The sequence below is a fragment of the Eisenbergiella massiliensis genome, from assembly GCF_003435485.1.
Window position 1 is genome coordinate 107703 of record NZ_QVLV01000006.1, and the last position, 14792, is coordinate 122494.

A 14792-nucleotide genomic window follows, 5' to 3' on the forward strand; every position below is an offset into this window, starting at 1 on the left:
GCTATCATGGAAAAGAATTATAAAATCTTAAATAGAGACCAAATAAAATATCTGGCAATCGTTTTGATGACGTTCAATCACATTGCACATATCCTTATGACACCTGGGACAGTAGTATATGAAGTGTTTGAAGATATGGGGTATTTTACTTCAATTACCATGTGCTATTTTCTGGTGGAAGGCTATTTCTATACACATTCAAAAAGAGATTATGCAAAGCGTTTGTTTCTTTTCGCTTTAATTTCAGAGATACCTTATTTGTTAGCCATGGGTTACTTTCAGTTGAATGTTATTTTTACTTTCCTGATTTGTTTCTGTATATTATTACTATTAGACAGCAGACTAAATAAAATTCAGAAGATACTATCTGTTTTAGGGTTGATTTTATTATCAACACTCTGTGATTGTGCCCTGATTCTTCCCATAGCCACAATCTTATTCAAATTCAGCAGGGGGAATAGAAAAGAACAAATACAGGCGTGGATAATAATGTGTGCTGTTTTCTTTGTATTGAACGTGCCAGGATATGCGCCTGTTGACGCACCTTATCCATTTTTGTCAGGATACGCCTTATTACATGGTTTTTATGCGATAATTTCCTGGATTTTGGCGGGAATTGTAATCCAGGTATTCTATAATGGAAAAAAGTCTGAAAAATATGTATTTTTCAACAAATGGTTGTTTTATTTTTATTATCCGGTACATTTATTGGTTTTGTGGAGTATTCGGTTTTTTTTATTATAAGAATACATAGATTGGAATTAATCAAGCGGTTTGTTGAAGTATCCAATCAGAAGTTTGGCACATGATGACTGACAAGGCTTATCAAGGCTTTGGCTATGTGCAGGATTCTCCTTTACAGGTGGGCAGGACGAGGAGGAAGTCGAAATGGTATTCTACCAATAACTTCTAATTTGAAGGAAAGAAACAATGTTCAAAACAGGAAATTATATGAGGTTCGATTAAAAGATATTGACGGAAACGAGATAGTGATAGTTGAGTTTGCAGCATTGCCAAACGCTGCTGGCTCAGAATTTAATCAGACCGGTATAGAAGACTGGACGGCAAAAACGGGACAAACCAGCATTTGTGGAGAAAAACGATGTATTCCTTATTGTTATTAAATTTAATAATACCATTTGTAATGATTTTGGTTGGATGGATATTGAAAAAACATCCTGTAATGGATATGAAGTCGCATAATGGGTATAATACACCAGCTTCACGAAAATCCCAGGAGCACTGGGACTATGCACAGAATATAGCACCATATAACTACATCTTTCTCGGGAAGATATTGGGAGTAATCGAGATAATTTTAAGTGTAGTGTTTTTGCGGCTGCACATCTCAGTTGGTGTTGCCCTGATTGTTGGTATTTGTGTGGGAGTGGGATTTTTGCTTTTTGGATTTTATAAAACAGATGCAGAAATAGAGAGAAAGTTTACAGAGTGATAACTTGCAGCTTATTGGGGAGAAAAAATTGAATTGCCGGGAGGTAATATATTGATATTTGAACGTCAGGAGAACAAAAAATTGGAATACACGGAGGTTAACTATGAAAAGAATCATTAGTACACTGATGATTTTATGCCTGATATTCTCAGCAGCAGCCTGTAGTACAAGCCAACCAGACGAAGATGAAAAAACTTATGACAGCGCCCCTGTTATTGTAATAAATGGCAATGAGTATTTTGCAGATATTGTCTCAATCGTTAATGAACTGCCAGATGGTTATGAGTACGGCGGTAAACTTACAGAGGAACAAATAAAATATGCTTACATTAACGGAACGGAGTATTATTTGGATAAGCATAAAGAAAATCTTTATGATTTTTATGTTTATCAGGAATGCGGGACTCCTGTAGATGATGAAAATGTGGATAATACGAAAAGGCAATGGGCCTATGTCCGATGGAGTTTAAAAGAATAAATCGGATTTATATTGCTTTCTTTTTGTTAAAATGGATGGTGATAATTCCTGGGATTTATCGAAAATGACCCCATTCTTTGCATAGGGGATTGCAAAAAATGCAGGGGAATTATTTGAAGCCATGACAGGGAATGCAGTGCTTGTCAGGTGAAAATGAAATAGAATAAAGGAGTGTACGGGTAGATTATTGGGGCATGTAAAAGCTTTTTTACATGAGTTTCTTCTTTTGTAAAAGACATTTGACGGAAAGAGATATGGCAATTTGGTAATCTTATAAGCAAAGGAGGGACATATGAATATAGCGGATAAAATCAGAAGCGCCCGCATTAAAAAGGAATATACACAGGAGCAGGCAGCAGAGAAACTTCTGGTCTCCAGACAGACCATCTCTAACTGGGAGAATGGGAAATCGCTGCCTGATGTTATCAGTATTATTCGAATGAGTGAGTTGTATGAAGTAAGTCTTGATAAATTGCTGAAGGGAGATAAAGTATTGATGGAAAAAATAGAAAAAGATGCAAGGGATGCTAAGGCAGAGAAAAAAATTATTATGTTTGCCTGGGTAGCTATTGCAGCCGGTACTGCCATGTTTATCCTTGGAAAAGTATTTAAGGGGAATCCATTGCTTGATTTTTTAAACGGAGCGCTGCCCTGGGTTTTCCTTGGTTTGCTGTTTTTGTTTGCTGTTTTGTATCTGAATAAAGAAGAAAAGAAATAGAAAGTGCTCAGGCACATGAAAGGAGGATATACATGTACTTAAAAGATAAAAAACTGATGCCTCCCCCCTGGCTGGCCTGCCCGGAAATTGAACGGTACTCTATTGGCTGGCGGATGGGCTATGGGGAAGAGTATATATACCGTTTTTTCTCATGGCTGGAAGAGCTTTCTTCGGAGGAGCGGGTGGAGTATCAGGCTCTGTTCCCGGAACCGGCCGCCTGGAAGGGCTGGTGGCAGGATGAGGATACCGGTGAAGTATTGAAGCATGGCGGGTTTTGGATACCCCTGTGGAGAGCCAATGGGACACCCAAATATACACTGCCCTGGCTTCAGAAGGAGAGCAGTGGAGGGATAAAGCATGATTTCTGTCTGTTTTGGGGACATCAGCCTGCAGAAAATGGAGAGCTTACCCAAAGCTGCTTCAGTCAGTGGTGGCCTGCAGAATTTTGGTCCATTGCGCATACTTACTGCTGCATGGAGCAATTCATGATGGCCGCGAAAGCGGAGCTGTTTGGAGATGAGGAGATTCGCGCGCAGATTTTGGACAGCCGGGATCCCAAGCAGATTAAGGCGCTGGGGAGGAAAGTCCGGAATTTCGACCAGACCCTGTGGGACAGGGCAAAATATTCCATTGTTTTGAACGGCAGCTGGTGCAAATTCAGCCAAAACCGGGCGCTGCGCGATTTCCTGCTTTCAACAGGGGACAGCGTGCTGGCGGAGGCCAGTCCTTTTGACGGCGTTTGGGGGATTCATCTTTCGGCAGCTTCCCCGGAGGCCAGGGATCCGTTAAAATGGCGGGGAGAAAACCTTCTGGGCTTTGCACTGATGGAGGTGCGGGATGAGTTGCGGAGGGTTACACAGTACGAGGCGCTGTGTGATTGGAGTGTTGTGGAACGATAGTGCAGACAAACCAGAAAAATGATTGGATAAATTGACATCAGGTTTTACAGGAGGAATGGTCATGACAGAATGGACAGCGGAAACGATTAAGGAAGCATATCCTTATTTATATGAGACACACCTTCACACCTCGCAGGGGAGCGCCTGCGGGAAAGCAGAAGGGGCACAGATGGCGCGGGCCTGTAAGGCGGCGGGCTATACCGGGATTTTTGTGACGGATCACAATTGGGGAGGCAATACGGCGGTGGACAGGTCGCTTCCCTGGGAGGAGTGGACGGCGGAATTCGCGAAGGGCTACCGGGAGGCAAGGGCAGAAGGGGAAAGGCTTGGCCTTGATGTTTTCTTCGGCTGGGAGGCCGGCTTTTGCGGGACGGAATTCCTGGTTTACGGGCTGACGCCGGAATGGCTGGCGGCGCATCCTGAAATAAAGGAAGCGGATGTAAAGGAGCAGTACCGCCTGGTAAAGGAAGGGGGCGGCATGGTGGTTCATGCACATCCGTTCCGGGAGGAGGCTTATATCCCGGAGGTACGGCTGTTCCCTGAGTTTGTGGACGGTGTGGAGGGGCTGAACGCAACCCATACCAGTCCGCTGAGCTTATCCCATAAAAGCACGGTTTGGGACGGACAGGCCAGGGCTTATGCAAAGGAACACGGGCTTCCTGTGACGGGCGGATCGGATGTCCATTCCACTACGATTTTCGGAGGAGGGACAGCGTTTCCAAGGAAGCTGGCTGATGGACAGGATTTCATAAAAGCACTGCGCGGCGGCGAGGATTATGTGATTACGGACGGCGTCCGCTGGTATGCGAAGGATGGCCGGCTGCTGGTGCAGGCCGGAGCCTGATGCATGGTTATGATACGCGCTGCACAGGCAGCAGAGGCGGGCTTATGCCTTTGTGCTTCTCTGCCCTGCTGGCAGAGGAAGGAGAAATCAGATGAAACTGATTCATACAGGGGATCTTCATATCGGTAAAAGCATGAATGACTTTTCACAGCTTCCGGATCAGCGTTATATCCTGGACCAGCTGCTGGAAGCGGCCAGAGAGGAAAAGGCGGATGCCTTTCTGATTGCCGGGGATGTTTACGACAGGGCGGTGCCTCCGGCGGAGGCGGTGAAGCTGCTGGATGAATTTCTGACGCAGCTGCTTGCAGAGGGTATTCCGGTGCTGGTAATCGCGGGAAACCATGATTCGCCGGAGCGTCTTGGCTTCGGCGAGGCAATTCTGGAAAAGCAGGGGCTTTATATTGCAGGGGCCAGCCGTTCTCCGATGAAGCAGGTGACGCTTACGGATGAATACGGCCCGGTGAATTTTTACCTGATGCCCTTTGTGCGCCCGGCAGCGGCCGGCTGCAGGACGACGGAGGAAGCGGTGGCCTCTCTTTTGCCAAAAGAGCTGGATGCGCAGGAAAGAAATGTGCTGATCACCCATTTTTTTGTAACCTGGCAGGAGCGGGAGCCGGAGCTTTCCGACGCGGAAACAACCATTCATGTGGGAGGCATTGACAACGTGGACGGACGCTGCTTTGCCCCCTTTGATTATGTGGCCCTGGGGCATATTCACAAGCCGCAGCAGATGGGGCCCGGAAATGTGTGGTATGCGGGAGCGCCGCTGGCCTACAGCTTTTCGGAATGCGGGCATGAAAAGAGCATCAATGTGGTGGAGCTTCTTGAAAAGGGAGAGGTTTCGGTGAAAAAAAGACCCCTTGTTCCCCTTCACAGGCTCCGTAAAATCAGGGGAAGCCTGGAGGAACTGATGGAGCAGGGGGGCGCGGAGGGCGCGCAGGCGGAGGATTATATTCAGGCCGTACTCACCAACGAAGAGGAGCTGATTGATCCCATCGGGACACTGCGCAGCGTATACCCCAATATCTGTCAGATCGTGCTTTCCAAAAGGGAGCAGGAAATTCGGCTGTCGGCGATGCAGCGGCATGCCATCCGCAGGAAGAGTACGGCGGAGCTTTTTGCTGATTTTTACAGCCTGGTGCGCGGCAGTGAGATGGATGAAGCGAGGAAACAGGTGACGGAAGAAACGGTGAAGAGGGTGGAGCAGGTTTGAAAGGAATTTTTAAGCTGCTGGATGATGCAGTATTGCAGGCGGGCCTGTGATATGCAGGAGGGATAGGAATGAAACCAATTACGCTGACGCTGTGCGGCTGGGGTCCTTTTCGGGACAGCCAGACCGTGGACTTTACAAAGCTGTCGGAAAACGGCATTTTTCTCATTACCGGACAGACCGGAGCGGGAAAAACAACGGTTTTTGACGGCATAACCTATGCGCTTTACGGAAACATGAGCGGGGAAATCCGGGAAAAAAACAGTGTGCGCAGCGACTTTGCGGAGGATGGCACGCCCACCTTCGCGGAGCTTGTGATGCAGCATAACGGAGAGGTTTACCGGATTTACCGGAACCCGGAATACATGCGGCCGAAGAAGCGGAAAAACGGCAAAGCCGCCATGACGAAGGAGCGGGAAAAAGCGGTGCTCACACTGCCGGACGGGACCGCTGTGGAGGGCAGCAGCGAGGTGACCAGGAAAATCCAGGAAATACTGCGGCTGGATTACAGACAGTTCAAGCAGATTTCCATGATCGCCCAGGGCGAATTCGCCCGGCTGCTCACGGCCTCTCCCAATGAAAAAACGCGGATTTTCCGGGAGATTTTTGATACGGCGCTCTATGATCGTTTTGCGGCAAGACTACGGGAGGACGCCAATAATCTATATAAGGAAGTGATGGAGTACCGTCACCGGATGGATGAGGATGTGCGCCAGTTTTCCACGGAGGATGAGATCTGGAAGGAACTCACTGAAGGCGGCGGTTATTCTTATGATTTGCTGATGGAAAGGCTCGGACAGCTGGAAAAACAGTACCGGGAGGCGGAGAAGGCGGCCGGGAAGCAGGCAGAGAAGGTGGATGGGGAGCTTGTGGAGCTGGAAAAGCAGATGGAACAGGCGGAGAGCGTCCGAAAATCCTTTGCCAGGCTGCAGGAGACGCGGGAAAAGCTGGAGAGGCTGAAGGAAAAGGCAGAGGAAATGAAGCAGGAGGAGGAGCGGCTGAAGCGTGCGGAGCATGCGGCGGAAATCCGCGCGGAATACCAGCTGGTAAACTCCCTGGAAAAGCAGGTTGCGGCGCTTTCCCGGCAGCAGCAGGCGGAGCAGGAGGCTATCGTCAGGGATGAGGCCGGGCTTGCGTCCTGCAGGGAATTTTATGAAAACAGGGAACGGCTGCTTGCGTTTTACGATATCATACAGGCGCAGGCGGAGCAGAAGGCCCGGCAGGAAGCAGGAGAGAAGCGTAAGAAACAGCTGGGAGAAAAGCTTCTTAGGCAGCAGTCGGATTACCTTGCCCAGGAAAAGGAGGCAGGGGAGAAACAGCAGGCTCTGACCGAGGCGCAGAACCGGTACCGCAGGGCTGTAATCGGGCTTGCGGCCCGGTTGGTGGAGGAGGGAAAGCCCTGTCCTGTCTGCGGTTCCCTGGAACATCCGAAGGTAGCGCACGCTGAGGAGGACGTGCCCGACGAGGAGCAGCTGAACCGGCTGCAGGAGGCTTATGAGGAAAGCAGCGCCAGGCTGACCCTGCTACATGGCCTGGCGGCGGCGGCCCGGGCGGAGCTGGAAGCCCAGGAGGAGCAGAACCGGCAGCTTGCGGAGGAGGAAAAACGTCTGCACAGTGAGATAGAAGCATTTCCTGAAACATTGGCGGATTTTGCCGGACAGCACAGCCGGGCGCAGGTGCAGGAGCAGGCGGAGCGCTATGCAGGCCTGGTAACCGCGCAGACAGTGCGCAGGCAGAATCTGGAACGGCTGGCCGCGGATAAGGCGGCTCTGGAAAAGGAATGCCGGGAAGCCCGCGGCAAATGGCAGGAGGCTTTGGAAAACGGCAGATTTTCCGGGGAAGAGGCCTATCTGGAAGCAGTTCTTGAGGAAGAAGCAAGAAGGCGTCTGTCTGAGAGCATCTCCCGTTACCGGATGGAGACCGCTTCTCTGACGGAGCTTTGCGCCCATATGGAAGAGGAGCTGAAGGGAAAGGAAGAGACGGATACCGCGCCTTTAGCCCTAAAACGGGACGAACTCAGGGAAGAAAAAAGAAAAGGAGAGCGTCTGCGCACGGACTGCAGTATTGCCGCCTCAGACGCCGCCCGTACCCTGCGGCTCCTGAAGGCGAAAAAGGACGATATGGAGAAGCGGGAAAAGGCCTATGGCATCATCCGCGATCTGGACAATATGGCTTCAGGGAACAATGCCCGCAAGCTGGTATTTGAGCAGTATGTGCTTTCCGGCTATTTTGAGGATATTCTGGAAGCCGCCAACCTGCGGCTGCGCCGGATGACGGGAGGCAGGTACGAGCTGTCCAGAGTGGAGGAGGCGGGCGACGGACGAAGCAAGGACAGCCTGGAAATCCGGGTTATGGATTATTACACCGGCAAATACCGTTCTGTGAAAACCCTTTCCGGCGGGGAAAGCTTCAAGGCCTCCCTTTCCCTGGCGCTGGGCATGAGCGATGTCATCCAGGCGGAGAGCGGGGGAATCCGGGTGGAAGCCCTGTTCATCGACGAGGGCTTCGGCGCGCTGGACTCCGAGTCCCTGGATCAGGCCTGCAGCGCGCTGATGGGACTGGTGGAGAGCGACAGGATGATAGGGATTATTTCCCATGTGCCTGAACTGCAGGAAAGAATAAGCAGCCAGATTTTCATAGAAAAGAAAAACACCGGCAGCCGGATTCATTCCTGAGGGGGAGACGGTGATGTCCGGAGCCAATGGCCTGTGCGGCCGGGGCTGTCTGTTACCGGCGGTGCGGGGGGCCTGTCCTGGTGTATGGGGCCTTGGGGCAGAGGGCGGCGGGGAGGGGGATTCATCGATACTATTCAGTTTTGGGCTGTTTCTAAAAGTAACCGAAGGAAGCTTTTACAACCCTGATACAGCAGGAACTCGTCGCAGGCTCCTCAGACAGCTGCCGTATTGCGGGTAAAGCTTCCTTCGGTTACTTTAAGAAACAGCTCCAAAACTTCGTAAGTATCGGTGAATTCCCCCTCCCCGCCGCCCTCTGCCCCAAGGTCCCATACGCCAGGACAGGCCCCCACACCGCCGGTAACAGACAGCCCGGCCGCACAGGCCATTGGCTCCGGACATCACCTTTGGCAGGCAGAAGGTGAAAATGCCTTACGGGTATTACAGGAAAAAAGCTGGTGTAAAGTGAGGATTCGTTATGTTTGAATTGGCCTGAAACTATATTTCTTCGTGAAAAAGTTCTGTATCCGACTGAGTTTGATGTTGATATTATTGAATTAGTATGTTATTATTATTCCGTCATACGGCAGTATCTATGCTGCTGTAGTATCCGGCCGTCCGGCCGTTCTTTCATTTCGGCGCTTCCTTTTCGAAGCAATAATCCGTAAATGGCAAAAACTTAATACAGGAGGAATATTTATGGAAAACAGGCTCAGGAATTATTTTCCGCTTATCAGGGAAAGAAAGGAGGTGTTGAAAGAAATCGGTGAAAGTAGCGGGCTGCAGGCGCTGTTCCGGAGCTGGATGCCTGAACGGCAGGAAGAGTTCCTGGATTTTTGTACGGGTATGAAGGGTGTAAAGATCCTTTATGATTCCTTTTTCAAGGAAATCATGAGTCCGGAATATACGCCCGGCAGGCTGAACCATTTTCTGTCGCTGCTGCTGGGGAAAAAGGTAGTGATCCGTCAGGTGCTTCCCAATGAAGGAGGCAGGATTGCGGACGAAAATACCTTATTAGTCACGGATATCCTGGTGGAATTCGAGGACGGAAGCCTGGCGGATGTGGAGATTCAGAAGCTGGGCTATGCCTTTCCGGGAGAACGCAGCGCCTGCTATGCTGCGGATCTGCTGCTGAGGCAGTATAAAAGGGCACGGGATAAGAGGAACAGGGAAAAGGGGAAGTTCAGTTATAAAGACATCAAAAACGTATATGTCATAGTGCTTTTTGAGAAAAGCCCTGTGGAATTTCATTCTATGGAAAAGGAATATCTGCATAAATCTGACTGGAGCTTTGATACAGGGCTTGAGTTGGATCTGTTACAGAATTTTATCTTTATTACGCTTGACATATTCCAAAAAAACATGGAAAATAAAAGCATAGAAAACGAACTGGAGGCGTGGCTGATGTTCTACAGCACGCAGGATCCGGAACGGATAATCGAGCTGATAAATAAATATCCGATGTTCAGACAGATGTATGGGGACGTATATGAAGTCTGCCGGAATATGGAGAAGGTGATGGGAATGTTTTCAGAAGAACTAAGAGAGATGGATCGGAACACAGTGCAGTATATGATTGACGAGATGCAGGCAACAATAGATGCACAGTCCGCTGCGTTGGAAGAAGAGAAGAAGAGGCACGAGGAAGAGAAGAAGAAACATGAGGAAGAGATAAAGAGATACGAAGAGGAACAGAAAAGACACGAGGAAGAACAGAAAAAACACGAGGAAGAGCAGAAAAGGCATGATGAAGAAAATAACAAACTGCTGGAGATGATTACTGCTCAGGCTGCCGCACTTGAGAAGGCTTTAAAACGAATAGAAGAACTGGAAAGAAAAAATGGTTCTGATTCCATAAAATAAGCCTTCATAGTGTTTGATGGAACCGTATGTTTGCTGCTGAATATTTCATACTATAAATGTGCAGTGAGATATAGGTCTTGATTTTCCTTTTTGAAAAAATGTAAAGAATAGCATCCAGACTCTGCGTTATATGCTATCGGCGCGGGTAGGGATGCTATTTCTTTTAGTTATTAAAAAAGATAATAGAAACAGTTATCAACTATAAAAATATAAATACAATCCGCTCAGGAACTATGATAAAATCCTTTTGGGGGATGGGATAGTATGCAGAAGAATAAAGTACACAAAATGGAAACAGGGAAGTTTTCCCTGAGAAAGATCATTGATAACAATTTGTTTTTTCTGAAGCTGATTCATAAGGCATCACCATGGTTTTTAAGTTCCTCTGTGGTGATTACGGCTGTGGAAGCATGTGTTGAATTCGTTTCGGATACATTTATGCTGCGCTTTGCACTGAATGGAATAAATGAGGGCAGACCATTTCGTTCCCATCGCCTTTCAACAACGAGACATGCAGATCGTATTTATATGTTTGACAGCGGAAAGCTGGTTGAATGCGGAACACACGAGGAACTGACTGCTGCGGGCGGCAGATATGCATATATGTTCCGGCTGCAGGCGGAAAAATACAGGGAGTGAGGGTTCAGGAGGATTTGGCTCTGGCCATTGAGCCATAGATTTGGTAAAATGTAACCGTTCGGTAAAGTCTGGATTATTACGGAAAAATAGTAAATGCGCTGCCCGGCCGGACAGATACGAAAAATATTTGTATGCTTTAAATGTAAGAAAGCGAGGATTAAAAAATGGAAAACTCAAGCTTCACTACAGAAGAAATTACGGAAGGCCTGTTCCGTTTTATCGACAACAGCCCCACCGCCTTCCATGCGGTACAAAATGCGGCCAGGATGCTGGAGGAAGCCGGTTATAAGAAAATTGTCTGTGAAACGGCGGCCGGTATCAGGGCGGGAGGAAGATATTATGCCACGCGGAATGATTCCGCGCTGATCGCCTTCCGCATTCCCGCAGGTAAAATGAAAGGCCTGCGAATCGCAGCGTCCCACAGCGATTCGCCCTGCTTTAAGGTGAAGGAAACGCCGGAAATGGATGTGGAAGGCCATTATGTAAAGCTGAATACGGAAGGCTACGGCGGCATGATCATGTCCACCTGGCTGGACCGTCCTCTATCTGTGGCAGGCAGGGCGATTCTTATGGAAAACGGCAGGCCGGTTACGAAGCTTGTGAATATTGACAGAGATCTCTGCATCATTCCCAATGTGGCAATCCATTTCAACCGGGAAATCAACAAGGGCTTTGCCTATAATCCCCAGGTGGATCTGCTTCCCCTGTACGGCGGCGTAAATCCGGAGGCGTCTTCTGAAAACGAAGAAGAGAATAAGGGAAAGCTGAAAAAGAAGAGCCTTAAGGCGCTTTGCGCAGAATCGCTGGGCGTTTCAGAGGAAGACATCCTGGCATCTGATCTGTATCTGTATACAAGGGAAAAAGGAAGAAGAATGGGAGTGGACGGTGAATTTATTGTGTCTCCCAGACTGGATGATCTGCAGTGTGCCTATGGAACGCTCGCAGGATTTCTTGCAGCAGATAACGGGAAAAAGTCGGAAAAGGGAGCAAAAAAAGAGGCGCAGGGGGAATACGGAGCTGTCTATGCCCTTTTTGACAATGAAGAAATCGGGAGCAGAACCAAGCAGGGGGCGGATTCCACCTTCCTTTCAGATGTTATCCAGTGTATCTGTGACGCACTGGAACTGAGCGGTTCCGCCAGAAGGGATCTTCTTGCCGGCAGCTTCCTGCTTTCCGCGGACAATGCCCATGGCGTACATCCCAACCATCCGGAAAAATCGGATCCTACCAACCGTCCCTACTTAAACGGCGGTATTGTCCTGAAGTTCCAGGGCAGCCAGAAATATACCACAGACGCCTATTCTGCGGCGGTGGTGAGAAATATCTGCAAGGAACAGGGCGTGCCCTGCCAGAATTTTGCAAACAGGGCCGATGTGGCGGGAGGCTCGACGCTGGGCAACATCTCCTCCGCGCACGTATCAATTCCGGCGGCGGATATCGGACTTGCCCAGCTCGCCATGCATTCCGCGCTGGAAACAGCGGGCGTGAAGGATACGGAGTATCTGGTAAGGCTGTGCCAGGGCCTTTTCCTGTAAAAATTTATTTTCGCGGGCGATGAGCCAGTCCAACGCGCCTGTGCGTTACCTGGCGATTGCCCCGGGAGTCAGCTCCCCCGCCGTCCATGGCGTTTCAGGTTTGAGGCCCCGTTACCTGCGGCGGGGGATTTGACTGTAATTGTAAAGGTGGTGCCGCCGCCCGGCGTGTCGGAAACGAAAATGCCGCCGTGGTGGGCATCCATGATTTCTTTGGCGATGGAAAGCCCCAGTCCGAAATGCCCCGCGCTTTGGCGGGAGGTGTCGGAACGGTAAAAACGGTCGAACAGATGAGGTTTTTCTTCGTCTGGGATTCCGGGGCCGTTGTCCATGACACAAAAGGAGGTAAGCTTTTCCTGCTGCTTCATGGAAAGCGTAATACTGCTCCCTTTGGGACAGAAGCTGAAAGCATTATGAAGAAAAATAGAGAGCACCTGCCGGATGCGTTCCGAATCGCACCGGATGGGTGCTGTTTTTTCCTCCGGAAGCCGGACGGACAGGCGGAAGCCTTTTTCATGGGCCAGTGGCTCAAAGGCTTCAAAGGTATTCAGAAGCAGTGTGTCAGGCTCGCATTCCTCAGGGCGCAGGGGGAAGGAATGGCTGTCGGCGCCGGCCAGCATGAGCAGATCGGAAATGAGGCGTGACATGGCCGCGCCCTCGTTTTCTATAGTATGGAAAAAGGATTCCTGTTCGGCAGGCGAAGCTTTCTGGCAGGCAGAGGCGGCGGAAAGGATCACGGAAAGGGGCGTGCGCAGCTCATGGGAAGCTGCCGCCACAAACTGGATCTGGCTGTCTCTGCTTTTTTGCAGCGGAATCAGCAATCTTCCTGTAAAAAAGTAGGCAAAAAGAATCAGGACCAGGGAGGAAAAAGCCACCAGCATAAAAAAAGTATGCCGCTGCGCCTTTATTTGTTCCTGTAGTGGGGCCAGGGATTCCAGAATCAGTATCGTCAGCTTCCCCGTATTCCTGGAGGATAAGGCGATACAGCCGAAATAATCATCCTGTCCCTGCCCGGCTGAGGAAAAGCGGAACTCCTGATGGGTGATGGTAAAGGCAAGGGGCATGGGAAACGTTTCGGCATTTTCCTGGTAATAGGCCCAGCCGGCCTCCAGGGCCGCCTTTCTGCTGCCGCCGCCATCCTGCTGTCCCCAGAGAAAATCCTTGTCGTTATCATGGATGCTGATTATGTATTTTCCCCCGCCCTCTAACTTGGAAAGCCATTCATGTGTGATGACCGTCTGATTTTCCAGGTTGGAGAGCAGAGTGTTCATATCGTTGCGGAAAGAAGCAAAGCTGTTTTCCTTCAGGTTTTTTTCGGAGATATACAGATAGCTGCAGGCCATAAAAATAAGGACCAGGATGGTGATTCCTGCGCAAAGCAGCGTAAGGCGCCGGTGTACTTGTCGGAACATATTAACCTCTGTTTCTGCGGCGGCTGCCGCAAAGCATTTTATGTATCTCAGGCCTCCATGCGGTAGCCTATCCCACGCACGGTTTTCAGCTGTATGCGGCTGCCCACGCTTTTCAGGCGTCTGCGGAGAAAATAAATATAATTGTCAAGATTTCCCTCTTCCACATCCGTATCAGGCCCCCAGACCCGGCAGAGAAGAAGCTGACGGGAAAGCGACTGGCCGCTGTTTCTCAGAAAGGCCTCCAGGAGCGCGGCTTCCCTCCGCGAGAGGGAGCAGGATCCGTCGGGGCCGTCCAGCCTTAATTCCTCCGGAGAATAGCTGATGTCATCAAAGGAAAGCTTCCGCCCCTCCTCCATCCGCCTGGGCCGTCTGCCGATGCTGCGGATTCGTGCCGCCAGCTCTTCAAAGGCAAAAGGCTTTACCAGATAGTCATCAGCGCCGCAGTCTAAGCCGGTAATTTTATCCGTCAGCGTCCCCAGCGCAGTCAGCAGGATGACGGGAACGGTATTTCCTTCCCGCCGTATTTTTTCCAGGACAGCGATGCCGTCCATTTTCGGCAGCATGCGATCCAGCAGAATCAGGTCATAAAGACCCTCCTGCATATAGTAACAGGCTTCTTCCCCGTCAAAGCAGGAATCCACTAAAAAACCCTCCTTTTCCAGCTGGAAAAGAAGCGTCCTGTTAAGTTCTCTGTCGTCTTCCACAAGTAAAATTTTCATAGCCTCTCCCTCAGGGAATATTCATGGCAGCCGTTCGGATAACGGAATAGTTAAGGGCATCCGGTTATTTGGAATTATCGCGCAATGGCCCGGCTGCCGCCGCGTATCCGTATGGGCATGCGCAGTAAAAGCATTGGTATTTATAATTAGTATATCATAGAAGTATCTAAACAATCTCTAACGAATATTGGAAGAAGGGGCGCAGCATTGGAAGAAAAGGCGCAGCGCCAAAATAAGCAGAAGCTGCTTTTTTGTGTGCATTGCAAAGTCTGTTATTGTTCCGCGGAGTGAATTCTAATTAGCAGTTATGTTGTCAGAACAGCTGCGGTTTTAGAGAAAGCTTAGAGGAATTT

At 49.6% G+C, this 14792-nt stretch carries 14 protein-coding genes; 11 read left to right on the forward strand and 3 right to left on the reverse strand.

Annotated features, from left to right (window positions below; translation table 11 throughout):
- Nucleotides 1–6 precede the first annotated feature (6 nt).
- From DXC51_RS10570 to DXC51_RS10605, 8 genes are all read left to right on the forward strand, one after another.
- A complete protein-coding gene (locus DXC51_RS10570) occupies nt 7–744 on the forward strand; it encodes a TraX family protein (protein WP_117544484.1) in 738 nt (245 codons plus the stop codon).
- Nucleotides 745–1102: 358 nt separating this feature from the next.
- Nucleotides 1103–1453: an SdpI family protein gene (locus tag DXC51_RS10575; protein ID WP_117544485.1), complete on the forward strand. Its 351-nt coding sequence runs from the start codon at nt 1103–1105 to the stop codon at nt 1451–1453.
- A 103-nt stretch (nt 1454–1556) separates the two neighbouring features.
- The gene (locus tag DXC51_RS10580) at nt 1557–1931 is read left to right on the forward strand and encodes a lipoprotein (protein WP_049942432.1); all 375 of its coding nucleotides are present in this window, start codon (nt 1557–1559) and stop codon (nt 1929–1931) included.
- 292 nt (nt 1932–2223) lie between these two features.
- Nucleotides 2224–2649 (forward strand): helix-turn-helix transcriptional regulator, encoded by a 426-nt coding sequence (locus DXC51_RS10585; RefSeq protein WP_117544486.1) that lies wholly within the window; start codon nt 2224–2226, stop codon nt 2647–2649.
- A gap of 32 nt (nt 2650–2681) precedes the next feature.
- Nucleotides 2682–3548: a riboflavin biosynthesis intermediates N-glycosidase gene (locus DXC51_RS10590; RefSeq protein WP_117544487.1), complete on the forward strand. Its 867-nt coding sequence runs from the start codon at nt 2682–2684 to the stop codon at nt 3546–3548.
- A gap of 61 nt (nt 3549–3609) precedes the next feature.
- Nucleotides 3610–4392, forward strand: a complete 783-nt coding sequence (locus tag DXC51_RS10595; protein WP_117544488.1) for a PHP-associated domain-containing protein — start codon at nt 3610–3612, stop codon at nt 4390–4392.
- A gap of 91 nt (nt 4393–4483) precedes the next feature.
- Complete coding sequence (locus tag DXC51_RS10600) at nt 4484–5605, forward strand: exonuclease SbcCD subunit D (protein WP_117544489.1); 1122 nt, start codon at nt 4484–4486, stop codon at nt 5603–5605.
- Between the two features lie 68 nt (nt 5606–5673).
- Nucleotides 5674–8277, forward strand: coding sequence for an AAA family ATPase (locus DXC51_RS10605; protein ID WP_117544490.1), 2604 nt, complete (start codon nt 5674–5676; stop codon nt 8275–8277).
- 212 nt (nt 8278–8489) lie between these two features.
- On the opposite strand, the gene DXC51_RS29500 is transcribed toward DXC51_RS10605, so the two are convergent.
- A complete protein-coding gene (locus tag DXC51_RS29500) occupies nt 8490–8663 on the reverse strand; it encodes a hypothetical protein (RefSeq protein WP_181970077.1) in 174 nt (57 codons plus the stop codon).
- Nucleotides 8664–8973: 310 nt separating this feature from the next.
- Between DXC51_RS29500 and DXC51_RS10610 the strand changes: the two genes are divergently transcribed.
- From DXC51_RS10610 to DXC51_RS10620, 3 genes are all read left to right on the forward strand, one after another.
- A complete protein-coding gene (locus tag DXC51_RS10610; RefSeq protein WP_117544491.1) occupies nt 8974–10137 on the forward strand; it encodes a PD-(D/E)XK nuclease family transposase in 1164 nt (387 codons plus the stop codon).
- A 264-nt stretch (nt 10138–10401) separates the two neighbouring features.
- The gene (locus DXC51_RS10615) at nt 10402–10776 is read left to right on the forward strand and encodes a hypothetical protein (protein ID WP_117544492.1); all 375 of its coding nucleotides are present in this window, start codon (nt 10402–10404) and stop codon (nt 10774–10776) included.
- A 164-nt stretch (nt 10777–10940) separates the two neighbouring features.
- Complete coding sequence (locus tag DXC51_RS10620; protein ID WP_117544493.1) at nt 10941–12311, forward strand: M18 family aminopeptidase; 1371 nt, start codon at nt 10941–10943, stop codon at nt 12309–12311.
- A 68-nt stretch (nt 12312–12379) separates the two neighbouring features.
- Here DXC51_RS10620 and DXC51_RS10625 read toward each other — a convergent pair whose 3' ends face one another.
- Both DXC51_RS10625 and DXC51_RS10630 read right to left on the reverse strand, forming a co-directional pair.
- Complete coding sequence (locus DXC51_RS10625) at nt 12380–13720, reverse strand: sensor histidine kinase (RefSeq protein ID WP_117544494.1); 1341 nt, start codon at nt 13718–13720, stop codon at nt 12380–12382.
- Between the two features lie 47 nt (nt 13721–13767).
- Nucleotides 13768–14439, reverse strand: coding sequence for a response regulator transcription factor (locus tag DXC51_RS10630; RefSeq protein ID WP_021637427.1), 672 nt, complete (start codon nt 14437–14439; stop codon nt 13768–13770).
- Nucleotides 14440–14792 lie beyond the last annotated feature (353 nt).